Genomic DNA, 15,470 nt, shown 5'->3' with positions numbered 1-15,470 from the left:
GAAGTTATTTCACAGCTCTATACTCGGAGCCTAAGTACGGACCATTTGGAGGGTGTGCTGCAGGTTTACCAAAATAATACCCTTGTCCAAGGTCGATACCAACCGAACGGCAGAAGGCAAACTCCTCAAAGCGTTCGATTCCCTCTGCCAGCACTTTTCCACCAAATCGTTTAGATGCCTGGACAATAGTTAGAATTTTTTGCTGTTTTGTATGATCTTGATCGCAATGATCAATCAGACTGCGATCAATCTTGATAAAATCCGGTTCTAGCCGGTTCATGAGTTCAATCGTCGAATACCCGGCACCGACATCATCCAAGGCTACGGACATACCGCGAGAACGATATATCTCAAAGATACGCTGCAACATTGATAAATGTTGAATCTGCTCCGTCTCCACGACTTCAAAGACGAAGTCCTTCGGATCCAGCGAAAGGCGTTCAATCGCTTCAAACGTATGTGTCAGACAATATTCAGGGTTATAAATGGAAGAAGGCAAGAAATTAATGAACCGTTTAACACCGCAGGGCAGATACTTCGCACTGGTTTCAATAGCCGTAATGCGGGCAGTCCGGTCCAAAAACGAATGAAGTCCCGTCTTTCGGGCTACTTCAAACAGTTCAAAAGAGCTAAATGCTCTTCCATGTTCAGCTGGACGAAGTAGAAACTCGAAGCCAATAATCTTCTCTGAGGCATCTACTATTGGCTGCATATAACTGCTGAATTGACGTTTCAATATCGTAGTCACTGTATCAGCATGTTTAATTCTGGAGTGTTGCATGGACAAGCTGATCCACTCACCCTCCAATTCTCCCATAGGCATATCCACTGTGGATCTCATCTGTACAGTTAGGGAGATCGATAACATGTCTTCCATATGAATAATTTCTTCAATCCGATCCTGTAATTCATTCACATCTGAATAATGAAACCAGAGCACCTTTTCTGAATATTCAACATGCCTCCCTATCGTTTGCAGTGCCTCCACCAAAGCAGGGGAGACGGGACGCAAGTACAACGTACCTTGACCCTCTTTCGGATAGATTGGACGGCAGCTACTGCAATTCATGTAGAACCCCCCTTGCCAGTTATGTAGTAACGTCAATAATGTTATCAATTTAATGCCCAAAGTTTGGTAATAGTATATCACGGGTCTCGAACTCAAGCCTTATGTTTTAATGACTTACTATATGACGTTTACAGGAATAGTTATATGCACCCACATCATAAAAAAAGACTGACAGTCTGATGACTGTCAGTCTTTTCACACTTTACCCATTACTAAACGTTATGAAACAGGAATAATAATTTTTTGTCCGATCTTCAGATTATGCACATTTATAATTTGGTTTGTTTGAGCAAGTCTACGCCAGTCCACACCATATTTCAGGCCGATGCGATACAAGTTATCCCCTTTTTTCACGACATACACCACTTTATTCGTAGTTGCAGGTTTGTCCGGCTGCGGTTTAGATGATGGCGCTGGCTTCGGTGTTGGAGCCGGTTCTGGTTTTGGAGATGGTTCTGGTGATGGTGCTGGAGTCGGCTCTGGTGTTGGTGCTGGTGTTGGTGCTGGTGCTACCTCACCTGTGAGCTTTAATCCATACTCTGCAAAACCATCTTTATTCGTACCGATAAAAGACATTGCTGGATTTGCTTCAACCAGTTCCTTCGCATCTGGGGATGAAGCAAATACGACTTCAAGGTCATTCAGCGCTGCGGCTGTGACCCCTGCCGAAGGTTTGATTGGTGCCAGTGACCAGTTGCCATCTGCCGCTGGGTTTATCGTTTTATTTTCACGAATATAGTCGATAATGACTTGTCGATTCTCATCCGGTGCAGCCAGAACGATCCGTTTACCGTCCGGGTTAGCCAATTTGGATGAGGATGCTCGGTAGTTATTGGTTGCCACGATGAATTTTTGTGCTGGGTCAACCGGTTTGCCTTCGAAGCTCAAGTTCTGGATACGGCTTGCTGATGCATTGACCACCGTTGCTTTGCTGTCATACTTGGCTGGTTGAGTCACGTCAATCTCATAGGTTACTCCATCGATCACATCAAAGTTATACGTTGGAAAATCCATATTAATCAGCTCTTGCTGACCGCCTTTAGCTGGATCGATCTGGTTGAATTGGCCTGCTGACCATTCTAACCACTCTTTCAACTCCGCACCACTCACCATAACAGCATGTACTGTGTTCGGATAAACGTAAAGGTCTGCTACGTTTTTGATCGCAATCGTACCTTTAGGAATGTTGGTGTAGTAGGAAGCACCGGAACGACCGCCCGCTTTGAAAGGTGCACCCGCTGACAGGACTGGAACGTTCTCATAGTCAGTACCTTGCAATTTCTTTTCCACGTACCATTTCTGTGCATTCGTTACGATCTGAATAGACGGGTCATCCTGTACCAGTGCAAAGAAACTGTTAATGGGCGCTGTCGTCTCACCAACCGGGCCACGTACATATTCCAATGTCCCCTCATGTTCATCATGAACCGCATCTACAATCGCTTGATCCGCATCAACCAGCGGTTTTTTGTTTGCTGCATCGTAGATTGGACGAGCTTCTGTTCTGGAATCAACAACTTTCCATTTGCCGTCCACTTGCTCCAGATCCAGATCAATGATTCCGAGATGATCCCCCCAGAAGCCGGGCTCTACCGCAGGAACGCCATTGATTGTACCTTTTTCAAGGTCAACACCTTTTTTGCCTTCAAAGTCCGCACTAGGGAATACTTTATGGGCATGTCCAAACAAAATAGCATTAATACCTTCCACTTGGCTCAGGTACAGTACGGAGTTCTCCATCAAGTCGGTTTGCGGAATTTCTTCAAATCCGGAGTGAGGGATGGCTACGATAATATCTGCACCTTCGGCTTTCATCTTTGGAATGAATTTTTTCGCAGTAGCGATCATATCCTTGGCAATGACCTTGCCTTCCAAGTTAGCGCTGTCCCATTGCATGATTTGCGGCGGAACGAAGCCGATTACACCCACTTTAATGGTATGCTCCTTGCCATTTTCATCTGTTACTTTTCTGTCGAGAATTTTGTAAGGTGTAAAATAGTTTTTATCATTGCTTTCGTCTTGATCTCCATCGTCTACGTATACGTTAGCATTGATATATGGGAAGTTAGCTCCCTCTAATGTCATGTCGAGGAAATCGAGACCATAGTTGAATTCATGGTTACCGATGTTGCCTGCATCGTAATCGAGCAGGTTCATCGCTTTATATACAGGGTGAGTCTCACCCTTCTTCAGAGGATCAATCTTCGCTACGTAGTCTCCCATCGGGTTACCTTGAATCAAGTCACCATTATCGAACAACAGGCTGTTCTTCGCTTCTTCACGGGCTTTCTTGATCAGTGTAGCTGTTTTGGCCAGTCCATATTGATCCGTCGCTTTGTCTGAATAATAATCGTAGTTGATCAGATTGTCGTGAATGTCCGTCGTTTCCATAATCCGCAATTTGACTTTGGCCGCATCTGCAGCCGATACAGGTACTGGAAAGACCGCAAGCACGTTAAATGCAACGAAAGCGGCAGTCAGGCTCGATAATACTTTCTTACTTCTCTTCAAAATAACCCCTCCCGGTTTATGTACATTAACTCAGGCCATGTCGTAAATAATGGCACAGGAAATAATAGATTTCATGGGTTGCTTTGTTAATCATCCATACGTTTCAGTAGTGATGTTCAGATTAATCCACATGAAGATCTATTCCTATTCGTGCACGTCATTTACTTAACAAATCATAACGTAATGTTAAACGAATGAAAAGGAATTATTTTTACATTATCCGCACATATCTATATAACTTTACGTTTTCATGCGTGATTTCGACATATTTCGCGTTAATATTGGTTTAATCTGGGTTATTATTATTGAAATCACGGATATTACATCATGCTCACATCAACACACTCTCTCAGTAGCTTCTACACATAAAAAAACCGCGAAAGCCGAAAATCGGCGTTCACGGTTAGTATATTCAATATTACGCAGCGGCTGACATGCTCATCCGCCAATCCGTTTGGCAAACGAAGTTGCCAACATTTATTTTTCCCACACATGATGTTCATGGTCTTTCCCTGTGTATTCAATTCGTTCCGGTGTAATATCCAAAATGACATAGTTCGGATCGTTAGGTCCATCAAACCATGCCTTCAAATCATCGTTCCATACTTGCTCACGTAGAGCTTCATTTTTGGTAACTTCACAAGTACCCTCGATTTCTACCACTTCTTTGGTACCACCAGCCTCGTAACCAAGCAACAGGCTCACATTCGGATTGCTCTCCAGTTCTTCTACTTTGTGTGTACGACGGTTCGTAGCCAGATGAATATTCAGGCCATCATTGAACAGAGCCATATAACGGGACTTTGGCTTCCCGTTCTCTACGGTCGAGAAGCTGCAATACGGGTTATTTTCCAAAGCCTTCACAATGTTTTGTTCCAATTCGTTCTGGTTCATGAGCGTTTCTCCTTTCAGGTTGGGGGATTGTTTATGCTTAGCTTTGAAGGCTCGCTACCAACAGTTTATACATTTGCTGTGCAAACACCTGTACTATTAGTGTACCCGCCTCAACGATGATGAATCCCTGAACCAGAACATAGACATGACAATTTAGAGAATGTGATCTAATTGATCTAATTTAGGTCCCCAAGATAAATGCGTTGCTCTCCCTTATCTAACAACAGTTCACCGATGGTTTTGGGATATAAACGGATGTCGCCCAGTTCCTCCAAAGCAACCCATTCTACAGCAACCTGATGGTCATCCGGGTTAGAACCTTCAAAGACCGAAGCGTCGGGATCAAGGAGACGACATGCAAAATAAAACTCCACCTGATGGATATCAGCATCCCACTCCGCAAACTCATGATGGGCACCGATATATTCACGGACATGTAACAGCTCACCTACCTGCACGGCTTGTCCAATCTCCTCGAGGCATTCCCGTGCAACGGCATCTTTCAGTTCCTCACCCTTCTCCTGTCCACCACCAGGAAAAACATACGCATCGCCATACTGATCATGCAGACGAAGCAGTAACAAACACCCATCCTGTACAATGACCGCTTTGGCCGAATTCCGTATTGGTTTCACGGTTTAGCCCTCCCTCCTTTCTCACCTTCCTGCCGTCCACTTATTCCAGATGTAAGCTACAATTGTACAGCTCGCACAGCCACACCTGATCCTGATGCACTACACGTGTAATCGATGTATTACCTAATTTCATGCTGATATCCAGTTCCGGTACCAGTGCCTGAAGCGTATTGCGAAGCACAGCCCCGTGACTCACCACAATGACTCGTCCATCCGGGTGCTGCCGAATGATATCTTCAAGCGCTGCACTGCCCCTGGAGGCACCTGCATCTGGATGTTCTTTGCCCAGATCAAGAGAACTCCAGTCTGCGCCCCATTTCGCGATACGTTCCTCTTCTGTCGTACCTTCCACTTGACCTCCGCCCATTTCCCGTAATCTCGGGTCCAGATGAATGTCCTGAATGCCTAGCCGGTCTCCGATAATCCGAGCCGTTTCACTTGCCCGCTCCAGATCACTTGCGTAGATGGCATCCCACGATTCCTCAGCCAATCTCGCCGCAAGCAAAGCAGCCTGTTCCCTGCCCTCCTGATCAAGTGGGTTGTCCGTCTGTCCCTGCGAGCGCTTCTCCTTATTCCAGGCCGTACTGCCATGACGTATCAAAGCAATCTGTGTCATTGTTGTTGTCCCCTCTTTTCTATTGAAGCTTGTCTTCTGTAAAATGTTTTCTTGTCTTAGGCTTCGAAAATTTTCCTTCGTTATAGCTGCTTGATCCGTTTCTGGGGATGGATAGACTCTCCCACGAACTTAGTTTCAGCATTTTGGCGGTATGAACGATCTGCCCGATATGGTAGGGGTAATGTGCCAATTGTCGCATAATCGCCTCCATGATGGTATGTCCTTCATTGCGAATATATATGATCTGAGACATGTGGTCTGGCATAAACGAACGTATGGCACCTAGTAAACAGTCCCATCCCTCTTCCCATAAGGCAAGCAGCTCTTCTCTCGTATTAAAATCACCCACGAATTCGGCGTCTCGTTCACGCCACGGCTTCTCCCCATCTGTAGTCAGCACATCCGTCCAGCGGGATCGCATATTACCCGACAAATGTTTCACAATTACCGCAATGCTATTGGTATCCTCGTTCCATGTCTGAAACAATTGTTCCGTCTCCAACTGTTCCATCGCGCGTTCACCGAGCTGTTTGTAATAGATAAACTGCTTCTCAGTTGTTTCAAGAAAAACCCGATTCATATCCATCCGAACCTGACCACCTCTCGAAAATTATGTCGGAAAAGAAAACGTGCCATCGGCATTCGGCTCAAAGTTCAAGACCTTACTTACCGCATCCAGATTTAACTCTCCATAGATATGTGGGAATAGCTCATTCAAATTATACAAATCTTCGTAGATCAGCTCTGCCTTCAGAATTCTCTCTTCAATCCCAAGCAGTAACAGATCCGTACGTCCTGCATAATATTGCCCAGCCACCCACGGAATCTGCTCTGCGGTGGAACAATGAATAAAGCCATCGGTTTGCAGACTCTCTGGTGCATAGGTGTCTCCTTTGGATACTTCCTCCCATAATGAACGGGAAATAATGCTATAGATCATAGGGGCTTCCTCCTTCATTGCTGTGATACAGCTCGTGTTAACTAGATATTATAGATCATCCCGGATGCGGGCGTACAATTTCTGATCGGTAAATACTCCTTTTATCTTCAACTGCTTACGTTTCGAATTCGGGGGACGCTACAAAGAGTTTATCGATATTCATGCATAAACACCTCCAAAGTTCAAAAAAAGGAAGCGTAGATTTACGCCCCCTCTTAGTTGTCCTGATTTAATCATTTGTTGTTAAACAGATTTGTCTGTGACATTGATAGTTTAAAATCTACTATTTTACTGTCACAGGGATCGTCACTTTTTTATTGTCCCACTTCGCAGTAATTACAGTCTTGCCTTTCGCTACAGCAACAATCTTTCCATTAGTCACAGTGGCAACACCCGGTTTGGAACTGCTCCACACTGCACTTGTGGTCACCATTGTTGTTTTGCCTGTATCATACTTCGCCATTACACCAATTGTTGTGGTAGATTGCGGAGATAAGGTCAGATTTTTCTGTCCCATAATCAGCTTTTGCAGCTTAGGTACAACGGTGACTTCTACGGTTAAGTTCTGATTTTGATATGTACCTGTCAAGGTAGCTTTTCCTTCAGTGAGTGCTTTGACTGAACCATTTTTCACCGAAGCTACGCTGGGATTGGATGAAGCCCAAACGATCGATTTGGATAAATTAACGGTTTTGCCGTTAGCGTATGTTCCAATCACTTTGATTGCCTTGGATTTCTTCAGGTTAAGTTGAATTGTAGACGGCGTGACCTCTATTTTGGTGATGACATCTGTCACAGCCACGGGAACTCTAACGGTGGTTGACCCATATTTCCCCTGCAACAGGACTCGGCCAGGCGTGACACCTTTAATCTTCCCACCTTCGAGCACAGCCATGTCTTTCGATACAGTCCACACGATGTCAGAAGTGACATCCTCTTCTTTGCCATTGGCACGAGTGATTGTTACCTTTGGAAGTGTGTTTTCATTCCCTTTTACTAACGTATACGAACTAGGCGAGGCCTTAATGCTTTTAATTTTATCCTGAACCTGGATAACAACCTGAGCTTTAACACCCTCTACTTCCGCAACGATCGTCGCTTCGCCTGCAGCAACGGCTTTGACTTTGCCCTTCGACATGGTCACGACAGCAGCATTACTTGTAGACCATGTTACTCCTCCGGTGACATCTTGTTCGTGATCAAACCCTTCAACTTTGGCCATCACTTGAAACGATTTTGTCTCACCTACATTCATCTTCTGCTTGCTGCCACCTGCAATTTCAGTGGAGATGACATTACCTGTCGCTGCCCAAGCAGACGAAGGTACTGCTACGGTGAGCGCGATAACTAGTGCTAGCATACTTCGAAACGCCCATTTGATTCTACTCATGTCTCCTTCTCCCATCATCCAATATTTTACTCCAATAATAACTTATATCGGGTAATCATAGTTTAAAGTTAAATGACAATCCGAGAAGGAGACACAAGTATCCTTCGATGATCCGATATTTACCCCTGATCGCTATCTGGCAAAACCAAACGTTCGAGCCCGCCCATATAAGGCCGTAAGGCCGATGGAATATGAATACTGCCATCCGCTTGCTGATGATTTTCAAGCAGTGGAATCAGAATACGCGGCGAAGCCACAGCAGTATTGTTCAGCGTATGGCAATAAACCAGCTTGCCTTCCTCATTAAGGCAGCGAATGTTCGAGCGACGAGCCTGAAAATCATGCAGATTCGACGACGAATGGGTCTCACCATACGCACCGCGGCTTGGCATCCAGGTTTCAATGTCATATTGTTTGTACGTTTTCTGCGACATATCGCCTGTACATACGGCCACTACACGATACGGCAATTCCAGCAACTGCAGTAGCTCTTCTGCATGCCCCGTAATCTCCTGCAGCATACGTTCCGATTCAGCAGCATTCGGTGCGCACAGAATCACCTGCTCCACCTTGGCAAACTGGTGTACACGGTACAAACCACGCACATCACGCCCACCCGAACCGACCTCACTTCGGAAACACGTCGACACTGCAGCCAGCTTCACTGGCTCTTTCACATCAATCACTTCATCTGCATAATACGAAACCAGCGGCACTTCCGATGTGCCTACAAGCCATTTATCCTCCCCTTGCAACTCATACACCTGATCTCGCCCTGTTGGGAAAAATCCGGTATTGATCAAGGCGTCCTCTCTGACCATGAGCGGAACCTCCAGCGGTGTGAATCCATGCTTCATCAGCAGATCCAGAGCAAGCTGCTGTACTGCCCGGTGGAGTAACAGACCGGCACCCTTCAGCACGTAACTGCGTGTTCCACCGATCTTTACGCCGCGCGGAATATCGATCAACTCATGCATCTCCCCGAGTTCAACGTGATCCCTGGCTTCGAAGTCAAACACCGGCTGTTCACCCACTCGCCGCAGCTCAACATTATCCTCATCCGATAAGCCCACAGGCGTATCCGGGGACACGATATTGGGCACTAGCCATTGCAACCTGGTCACTTCCTCCTGAATGACCGCGAGCTTCGCTTCCTCTTGCTCCAACTGTTCATTCAGCTGTTTCACTTGTGCCCGCATCTCTTCCGCCTGCTCACGCTTCCCCGACTGCATGAACTTCCCGATCTCTCCCGACAAGGTGTTACGCAAACGACGCAATTCTTCCGTTTGCTGTAAAAGTGCTTTGCGCTCATCATCCCACTGTATTAACACAGCAATATCCACCTTGATCTTTTTCCCGTCTGCTGCAGCCTGAACCTCTTCTGCATGTGCCCGAACCCACTTCATGTCTAACATGGTCACCGTCTCCTTTGGCTAAAAAAATACAAAGAGCGCCCTCATCCCTTGGGACGAGGAGCGCTCTGCTCGCGGTGCCACCCAACTTGCCGAATCCGTACGAATCTCAGAATTCGGCCTCTTGGTCCGCGATAACGGGCGGTTCCGGTTAACTTGGGAAAGGTTTCAATTCGCTCCCTGGCGAAAACGCCTCCGAGTTGGATTCTCTTCAATGGCATGATCCGATCTGTAATTGTGTTACTCAGTATATACGAAAAAAGATTAAAAATGCAACATCTTAGAACTATTTTTAGGAACGGCCATGCAGTCCACTCCGTATGCATGTCACTTTTCGTTTTTTGGAATAGGACCATCCTACGTTTCTGCCCGGATTTTTTTCAGGTAAACTATGCTTAATAGAAGTCGAAGTTGACTGAAAAGTTGATTAATATGAAGGAATGGTTGCATGTTCTTCTTTATAATCCTGTTGTTCATTGGCGTGATCGGGTTCATATTTGGGTTCAGGGCTTTAACAACACCGGATTCTTGGCCGTTCAACCCCATCGAAGAGAATTAAATAAAGCGGACCTTACGATGATTAAGATCAGAGGTATCGTCCTTATTGCCCTTGGCATCATTATGACACTCGCCTCAATTAGGCAATTATTTATCTAAAAAGGGAGCTACGGCATGATGAATATGAAACCAAATCGGCTGAATGACAGCTTACATTAGAACTTCCTAAAAACAAGATTGCCCAGGAAATACTTTTTTACGATGGGATAGATATTCACGTATATTCATATATTGGTTAAATGGACACTGTGGTCACCGCTCTGCCCTTAACCCATCTGCCAAACACATAACGTACAAGCGGCCCTAATATAACCAACTGATAAGGCAATGCCAGACTAAAATTACGTGCAATCGTATGAAGATATGCGCTGAATAAGGACTCTCCGTTTAACTGGTCTGCTGCATAGGCAGTCATAATGCCATACAGAGACATGACCAACACCATGCCAATAACCATGAAGAAAGACATAGTCAAAACTCCTTTGATTTTACTCACTCTCGCAAATGAGAACGAAAATGCGATTTTTCTTGCTACAGGCCCAACGATAAAAGACTCCACCAAAAAGGCGATGACAAAGCAGATGACAAGTTGAATCAATACCTGCATCAAGTTCATCTGACTCAACATCCCTGTGTGCCATAGATTGAAGGTCATCATGACCACGACCATTCCTGTACACATCATGAGACCAAAAACGATTTCTTCTTTTTTACTTACTGACAATATACTCATCCTTTCTGTACCTTGGATCATTATAGAGATTGCGACGATCCTTACATAAGTGAACATATTGTGAACAATTTGTTGACTGGACACACTTTCATTGCTGGCCTATAATTACACCTAGTAATGCCCGTAACTTCATAGTTTCCCACAGGGGAGTCGGAATTGGCCGGCTGAGAGTGTATCCCATGAAGATACTAACCCTTAGACCTGATCTGGATCATGCCAGCGTAGGAATTGGAGTATATTGCAACGGCACAGCTATAAGCTGAACGCCCTCTCTCATACCTGCACGCGTCCCAGATTACGGGGCGCTTTTTTTGTTCTCTTTTGCAAACTGAAACAGAAAAATGACGTTATCCGGATAACCGACAAGTATAAATCCGTCGATTTATGCAAAGGGATTGGATATGAAGCCAAGGAGTACCCGCGCCATCTGGCCGGACATATTGAAGGAGGAATCATCATGAAATGGCCTAAAGTGTTAGGAATGTTATTGATGTGTATACTGCTGGTTACCGTTGCTGCATGCGGCGGGAAAGAAGCAGTACCGACCGAGCAGAAAGGTGCAGCGGGTGCAGAGAACACTCAAGAGGACAGCAACATTGCATTAAAAGACGTCAAGGTTGTCCTTGATTGGACTCCGAATACGAACCATACCGGTCTGTATGCCGCAGTGGATCAGGGTTTCTATCAAGCAGCCGGTTTGAATGTAGAGATTGTACAGCCCGGAGCTGGCGGAGCCGATACGATGGTTGCTTCAGGTGAGGTACCATTTGGCGTCAGTTATCAAGAAAGTGTAACCCAGGCACGCACGCAGGACGTTCCACTTGTGTCAATCGCTGCCGTTATTCAGCATAATACCTCTGGATTTGCTGCTCCGGTGGATCGTAAGATCAAATCACCTAAAGACTTCGAAGGCAAAACTTACGGAGGCTGGGGTTCACCGGTGGAAGAAGCAGTGATGCAATCCATTATGGAAGGCGAAGGTGCCGATGTATCTAAAGTTAATAACATTAACATGGGTGATGCCGACTTTTTCACAGCCGTGAAACGGGATATTGACTTTGCCTGGATTTTCTATGCATGGACTGGAATTGAGGCTGAACTGCGCGGAGAACCGATTGACATGTTGTATGTAAAAGATTACGCCGAAGCGCTGGACTACTACACACCCGTACTTGTAACGAATGAACAGACGATTCAGAAAGACCCTGAACTGGTGAAAGCTTTTCTGAAGGCAACTTCCGAAGGATATCAATATGCGATAGACCATCCTGAAGATGCAGCGAACATTTTGCTTAAGGCCGTTCCGGATCTGGACAAGGATTTAGTACTGGCAAGTCAGAAATGGCTAAGCCCGAAATACAAGGATGATGCACCGCGTTGGGGTGAACAAAAAGAAGAGGTCTGGACGAACTACACCGACTGGATGTTCAGCAAGAAACTGCTGGATAAAGAGATCGATGTAACGAAAGCCTATACGAACGAGTTTTTGCCACAATAACACCATAATAACACCATAGTAACATTACTACTTCATGTGAAAATGAACTTGATACTTACGCGTTCCATTGCGAAAAAGGAAGTTAAAACGGTGGATAAAACAGCGATTGGAAGATTATTCGGTTATCGGAGTAGCACGTGTAACGATCATTTTTTTCATTTTACATCCAAAGGAGGAGCATGATCTCTCATGGCAAGTACATTACTCAGTATTCAGGTTATTCCCAAGACGCCGAACGGCGAGAACTCATATCCATACGTAGACAGAGCCATCGAAGTGATTCAGCAATCCGGCCTGAAATATCAGGTTAACGCACTCGACACCACCATGGAAGGCGAACTGGAAGAGCTGCTCGAGGTTGTTCGCAAAATGCACGAGGTGCTTGTAGAAGCCGGTAGCCCAAGCATCATCTCCCAGATCAAAATTGCACATAGTCCCGACGGATTCAGTATGGACACATTGACGGAGAAATACCGCTAATGTCTACTTATTTCAAAAGTGTATGGCCGCCCCTTGTGGCGGTTATTCTCTTTATTGCGATATGGCAAGGGGCAGTCTCCCTGTTCGATATTGAGAAATGGATATTGCCTGCGCCTTCCGACATTGCCCGGGAAGCAGCTTCCCAGGCCGATCGTCTCGGCATGCATGCCTCCGCAACGATACAGTTAACTCTTATCGGATTTGGGGCAGGTACAGCGGTAGGTCTGTTAATTGCGACGGTGCTGCACCTGATTCCTTTTCTCAAGTCAGCCTTGTATCCATTACTCATTCTTAGTCAAAATATACCCATTATCGCGCTTGCACCGCTGCTGTTGATCTGGTTCGGCTTCGGCTTGCTACCCAAGTTGATTACGATCATTCTGGTCTGCTTCTTCCCGGTGGCAGTAGCTGCGATGGATGGACTTACGCGCACGGATGCAATGATGATGAACTATATGCGCATGGCAGGTGCGAATCGTCGTCATATCTTTTGGAAACTGGAGCTTCCCCATGCCCTGCCATCTGTGTTTTCCGGTGTCAAAATCGCTGCAACCTACAGCGTGATGGGTGCCATCATTGCAGAGTGGATCGGTGCCGGCAAAGGTATCGGCTATTATATGATGTTGCAGAAGTCCGCTTATCGTACGGACCGCCTATTTGTCGCCATCATGATTATCGTCGCTCTCAGCCTGCTGCTATTCCTGCTTATTGCGCTGTTAGAGAAACTTCTCGTTCGCTGGCGCCCTCAGAAACGCTAGAGTTGTACCATAATAGATCAATGAGGAGGTGATTTTCCCATGACAAAGCATCAAGAACACTCTGAGCAAGCCACGTCAACGGACAGATACAATCAAGCGGAGACGGCTGAATTAGCCACAATTGCAGGTAATGTCGATCTGGCTTCCGGCACTGCTCAGATGGAAAGGCCCACTGCGGATACTGCACCCAAGTCTACTTCGGCTGCCCCCTTGCCTCCGCCTGCACTGGATATCGTTAATGTCCACGTGACATTTAAGGAAAAGCGTCATCAATTACCTGTACTGAACGGCTTGTCTCTGAAGGTGGAAAAAGGTGAGTTCGTCGCTATCGTTGGCCCTTCCGGCTGTGGTAAAAGTACCTTGTTCCACCTGATCGGCGGCTTGTTGAAACCACAAGACGGCGAAGTTCTCATGAACGGTAAACGGGTTACTGGACAACGCGGACATATCAGCTACATGCCGCAACAGCCTGCTCTTTTCCCATGGCGGACAATTGAAGACAATGTGCTGCTGGCTGGTGAAGTTGCTTCTTCAGCAGCATTCACTGCCCCAAGTGCTCTGCCTGCTACACGTGCTGAAGCACTCGCGGAGGCAAGGCAATGGCTTGCTAGCGTGGGCCTTGCGGGATTCGAGCGTGCTTACCCTCATCAACTGTCAGGCGGGATGCAGCAGCGTGCTGCTTTCCTGCGTGCACTGCTTAGTCCGCAGGAGCTCATGCTGCTCGATGAGCCGTTTAGTGCGCTCGATGCCCTGACTCGGAGCGACATGCAGCGCTGGTTGCTGGATATCTGGGAACAGCATCGCCGCTCAGTGCTGTTCATCACCCATAATATCGAGGAAGCGCTGCTGCTGGCGGATCGGGTCTATGTGTTATCCAACCGGCCAGCAACTGTGCTGCACGAGGTTCAAGTCCCTTTTGATCGTCCGAGACGAGATGAAGTGACGGAAGAGCCCGCTTTTCTCGAACGCAAACGACAAATTGCCCAATGGATGAAGGAAGAACAGCAAAAAGCCCGCCTATCTGGATAGCGCGGGTTTTCGGGTTATATTTTTCGAATACAGATAATCCAACATCTCAAGCTGGACGTTATATAAGATGTATACCTACGATACAAGGAGGAACTCCCTCATGCATTCCCAAACGTTTGCACCGCTCATTGATGCCCACATTCATATGGATAAATACACACCAGAACAGCAGGAAGAGATGCTTCTTAGCTTCCCGGCGCAACAGGTTGAGGCTGTCATTGCAGTCTCCATGGATCTGGCTTCGGCTCAGGCGAATCTGGAACTTGCCAAACAGCATCCACGTTATATTCATCCCGCGTTTGGCTACCATCCCGAACAGCCCCTACTATCCCACACCGAACAAGAGCAGTTCTTTCACTGGATTGAAGAGCACATCGACCATGCTGTTGCGATTGGAGAAGTCGGGTTGCCCTATTACAGCCGAGAAGAAGCAAAGGGAGCAGGTCTGGACTTCGACCAGAGCGGATATATTGATCTGCTTGAACAGTTCATTTTACTCGCCAAAAAACACGATAAGCCCCTCGTCTTGCATGCTGTATATGAAGATGCCGATATTGCCTGTGATCTACTGGAAAAACATCAGTTTACACAAGCTCACTTTCACTGGTTCAAGGGCTCCAAGCAGACCATTCGGCGTATGGCGAACAATGGATATTTTATCTCCTTCACACCGGATATTCGATATGAGACCGAGATTATTGAGCTGGCGCAGCAATATCCAGCGGAACAGGTGATGGCCGAGACAGACGGGCCTTGGCCTTTTGAAGGGCCGTTTCAGGGACAGATAACACACCCCGCTATGACACGTCAGGTCATTCAGGCCTGGAGCGAGATTACCGGTATGAGAACGGAGCGAGCAGCACGACTTTTCCATCGAAATACCAAACGTTTCTATCGTCTGCCCGAATAGGGGAGGTGTATCGCAGCAATCCAGAAATAGGATCAAC

Annotated in this window: 16 protein-coding genes and 1 riboswitch; of the genes, 6 read left to right on the top strand and 10 right to left on the bottom strand. The window is 46.5% G+C overall.

Going from position 1 to position 15,470, the window contains the following annotated elements; translation table 11 throughout:
• Nucleotides 1–4: 4 nt before the first annotated feature.
• From PQG66_RS20320 to serS, 9 genes are all read right to left on the bottom strand, one after another.
• Complete coding sequence (locus PQG66_RS20320) at nt 5–1,069, bottom strand: EAL domain-containing protein (RefSeq protein WP_272039630.1); 1,065 nt, start codon at nt 1,067–1,069, stop codon at nt 5–7.
• A 219-nt stretch (nt 1,070–1,288) separates the two neighbouring features.
• A complete protein-coding gene (locus PQG66_RS20315) occupies nt 1,289–3,580 on the bottom strand; it encodes a bifunctional 2',3'-cyclic-nucleotide 2'-phosphodiesterase/3'-nucleotidase (protein WP_442955138.1) in 2,292 nt (763 codons plus the stop codon).
• 477 nt (nt 3,581–4,057) lie between these two features.
• Nucleotides 4,058–4,474 (bottom strand): pyridoxamine 5'-phosphate oxidase family protein, encoded by a 417-nt coding sequence (locus PQG66_RS20310; RefSeq protein ID WP_272039629.1) that lies wholly within the window; start codon nt 4,472–4,474, stop codon nt 4,058–4,060.
• A gap of 176 nt (nt 4,475–4,650) precedes the next feature.
• On the bottom strand, nt 4,651–5,109 hold the full coding sequence (locus PQG66_RS20305) for an NUDIX domain-containing protein (protein WP_272039628.1): 459 nt from the start codon (nt 5,107–5,109) through the stop codon (nt 4,651–4,653).
• 40 nt (nt 5,110–5,149) lie between these two features.
• Nucleotides 5,150–5,725 (bottom strand): histidine phosphatase family protein, encoded by a 576-nt coding sequence (locus tag PQG66_RS20300; protein WP_272039627.1) that lies wholly within the window; start codon nt 5,723–5,725, stop codon nt 5,150–5,152.
• Nucleotides 5,726–5,744: 19 nt separating this feature from the next.
• Complete coding sequence (locus PQG66_RS20295; RefSeq protein ID WP_272039626.1) at nt 5,745–6,311, bottom strand: DUF1572 family protein; 567 nt, start codon at nt 6,309–6,311, stop codon at nt 5,745–5,747.
• 24 nt (nt 6,312–6,335) lie between these two features.
• Entirely contained in the window at nt 6,336–6,665 is a 330-nt protein-coding gene (locus PQG66_RS20290; RefSeq protein ID WP_272039625.1) for a DUF952 domain-containing protein, read from the bottom strand.
• Nucleotides 6,666–6,948: 283 nt separating this feature from the next.
• Nucleotides 6,949–8,055, bottom strand: a complete 1,107-nt coding sequence (locus PQG66_RS20285) for an Ig-like domain-containing protein (protein ID WP_272039624.1) — start codon at nt 8,053–8,055, stop codon at nt 6,949–6,951.
• Between the two features lie 119 nt (nt 8,056–8,174).
• Nucleotides 8,175–9,470 (bottom strand): serine--tRNA ligase, encoded by a 1,296-nt coding sequence (serS, locus tag PQG66_RS20280; RefSeq protein WP_272039623.1) that lies wholly within the window; start codon nt 9,468–9,470, stop codon nt 8,175–8,177.
• A 429-nt stretch (nt 9,471–9,899) separates the two neighbouring features.
• Here serS and PQG66_RS20275 point away from each other — a divergent pair, with 429 nt between their 5' ends.
• Nucleotides 9,900–10,124 (top strand): hypothetical protein, encoded by a 225-nt coding sequence (locus PQG66_RS20275; protein ID WP_272039622.1) that lies wholly within the window; start codon nt 9,900–9,902, stop codon nt 10,122–10,124.
• A 136-nt stretch (nt 10,125–10,260) separates the two neighbouring features.
• Here the strand turns inward: PQG66_RS20275 and PQG66_RS20270 are convergent, their stop codons facing one another.
• Nucleotides 10,261–10,749, bottom strand: a complete 489-nt coding sequence (locus PQG66_RS20270) for a hypothetical protein (protein WP_272039621.1) — start codon at nt 10,747–10,749, stop codon at nt 10,261–10,263.
• A gap of 142 nt (nt 10,750–10,891) precedes the next feature.
• A riboswitch (TPP riboswitch) is annotated at nt 10,892–11,003 on the top strand.
• A gap of 212 nt (nt 11,004–11,215) precedes the next feature.
• Between PQG66_RS20270 and PQG66_RS20265 the strand changes: the two genes are divergently transcribed.
• The 5 genes from PQG66_RS20265 (at nt 11,216) to PQG66_RS20245 (ending at nt 15,433) form a co-directional block, all read left to right on the top strand.
• Nucleotides 11,216–12,256: an ABC transporter substrate-binding protein gene (locus PQG66_RS20265; protein WP_272039620.1), complete on the top strand. Its 1,041-nt coding sequence runs from the start codon at nt 11,216–11,218 to the stop codon at nt 12,254–12,256.
• A gap of 189 nt (nt 12,257–12,445) precedes the next feature.
• On the top strand, nt 12,446–12,736 hold the full coding sequence (locus PQG66_RS20260; RefSeq protein ID WP_216518400.1) for an MTH1187 family thiamine-binding protein: 291 nt from the start codon (nt 12,446–12,448) through the stop codon (nt 12,734–12,736).
• A complete protein-coding gene (locus tag PQG66_RS20255) occupies nt 12,736–13,494 on the top strand; it encodes an ABC transporter permease (protein ID WP_272039619.1) in 759 nt (252 codons plus the stop codon). Before PQG66_RS20260 ends, PQG66_RS20255 begins: the two co-directional genes overlap by 1 nt.
• Nucleotides 13,495–13,653: 159 nt before the next feature.
• Nucleotides 13,654–14,523, top strand: coding sequence for an ABC transporter ATP-binding protein (locus tag PQG66_RS20250; protein ID WP_272039754.1), 870 nt, complete (start codon nt 13,654–13,656; stop codon nt 14,521–14,523).
• Between the two features lie 100 nt (nt 14,524–14,623).
• Complete coding sequence (locus PQG66_RS20245; protein ID WP_272039618.1) at nt 14,624–15,433, top strand: TatD family hydrolase; 810 nt, start codon at nt 14,624–14,626, stop codon at nt 15,431–15,433.
• The last annotated feature ends 37 nt before the right edge of the window (nt 15,434–15,470 follow it).

This window comes from Paenibacillus sp. JJ-100 (genome assembly GCF_948329825.1).
Lineage (GTDB): Bacteria > Bacillota > Bacilli > Paenibacillales > Paenibacillaceae > Paenibacillus.
The sequence above is the reverse complement of the archived record's forward strand: the minus strand, read 5'-3'. Positions and strand labels throughout refer to the sequence as shown.

What these genes read in the sequence shown, in the direction of transcription:
- PQG66_RS20320 (WP_272039630.1), bottom strand. Translation starts at nt 1,069, where the DNA reads ATGAATTGCAGTAGCTGCCGTCCAATCTATCCGAAAGAGGGTCAAGGT.
- PQG66_RS20310 (WP_272039629.1), bottom strand. Translation starts at nt 4,474, where the DNA reads ATGAACCAGAACGAATTGGAACAAAACATTGTGAAGGCTTTGGAAAAT.
- PQG66_RS20300 (WP_272039627.1), bottom strand. Translation starts at nt 5,725, where the DNA reads ATGACACAGATTGCTTTGATACGTCATGGCAGTACGGCCTGGAATAAG.
- PQG66_RS20295 (WP_272039626.1), bottom strand. Translation starts at nt 6,311, where the DNA reads ATGGATATGAATCGGGTTTTTCTTGAAACAACTGAGAAGCAGTTTATC.
- PQG66_RS20290 (WP_272039625.1), bottom strand. Translation starts at nt 6,665, where the DNA reads ATGATCTATAGCATTATTTCCCGTTCATTATGGGAGGAAGTATCCAAA.
- PQG66_RS20285 (WP_272039624.1), bottom strand. Translation starts at nt 8,055, where the DNA reads ATGAGTAGAATCAAATGGGCGTTTCGAAGTATGCTAGCACTAGTTATC.
- serS (WP_272039623.1), bottom strand. Translation starts at nt 9,470, where the DNA reads ATGTTAGACATGAAGTGGGTTCGGGCACATGCAGAAGAGGTTCAGGCT.
- PQG66_RS20275 (WP_272039622.1), top strand. Translation starts at nt 9,900, where the DNA reads ATGAAGGAATGGTTGCATGTTCTTCTTTATAATCCTGTTGTTCATTGG.
- PQG66_RS20265 (WP_272039620.1), top strand. Translation starts at nt 11,216, where the DNA reads ATGAAATGGCCTAAAGTGTTAGGAATGTTATTGATGTGTATACTGCTG.
- PQG66_RS20260 (WP_216518400.1), top strand. Translation starts at nt 12,446, where the DNA reads ATGGCAAGTACATTACTCAGTATTCAGGTTATTCCCAAGACGCCGAAC.
- PQG66_RS20255 (WP_272039619.1), top strand. Translation starts at nt 12,736, where the DNA reads ATGTCTACTTATTTCAAAAGTGTATGGCCGCCCCTTGTGGCGGTTATT.
- PQG66_RS20250 (WP_272039754.1), top strand. Translation starts at nt 13,654, where the DNA reads ATGGAAAGGCCCACTGCGGATACTGCACCCAAGTCTACTTCGGCTGCC.
- PQG66_RS20245 (WP_272039618.1), top strand. Translation starts at nt 14,624, where the DNA reads ATGCATTCCCAAACGTTTGCACCGCTCATTGATGCCCACATTCATATG.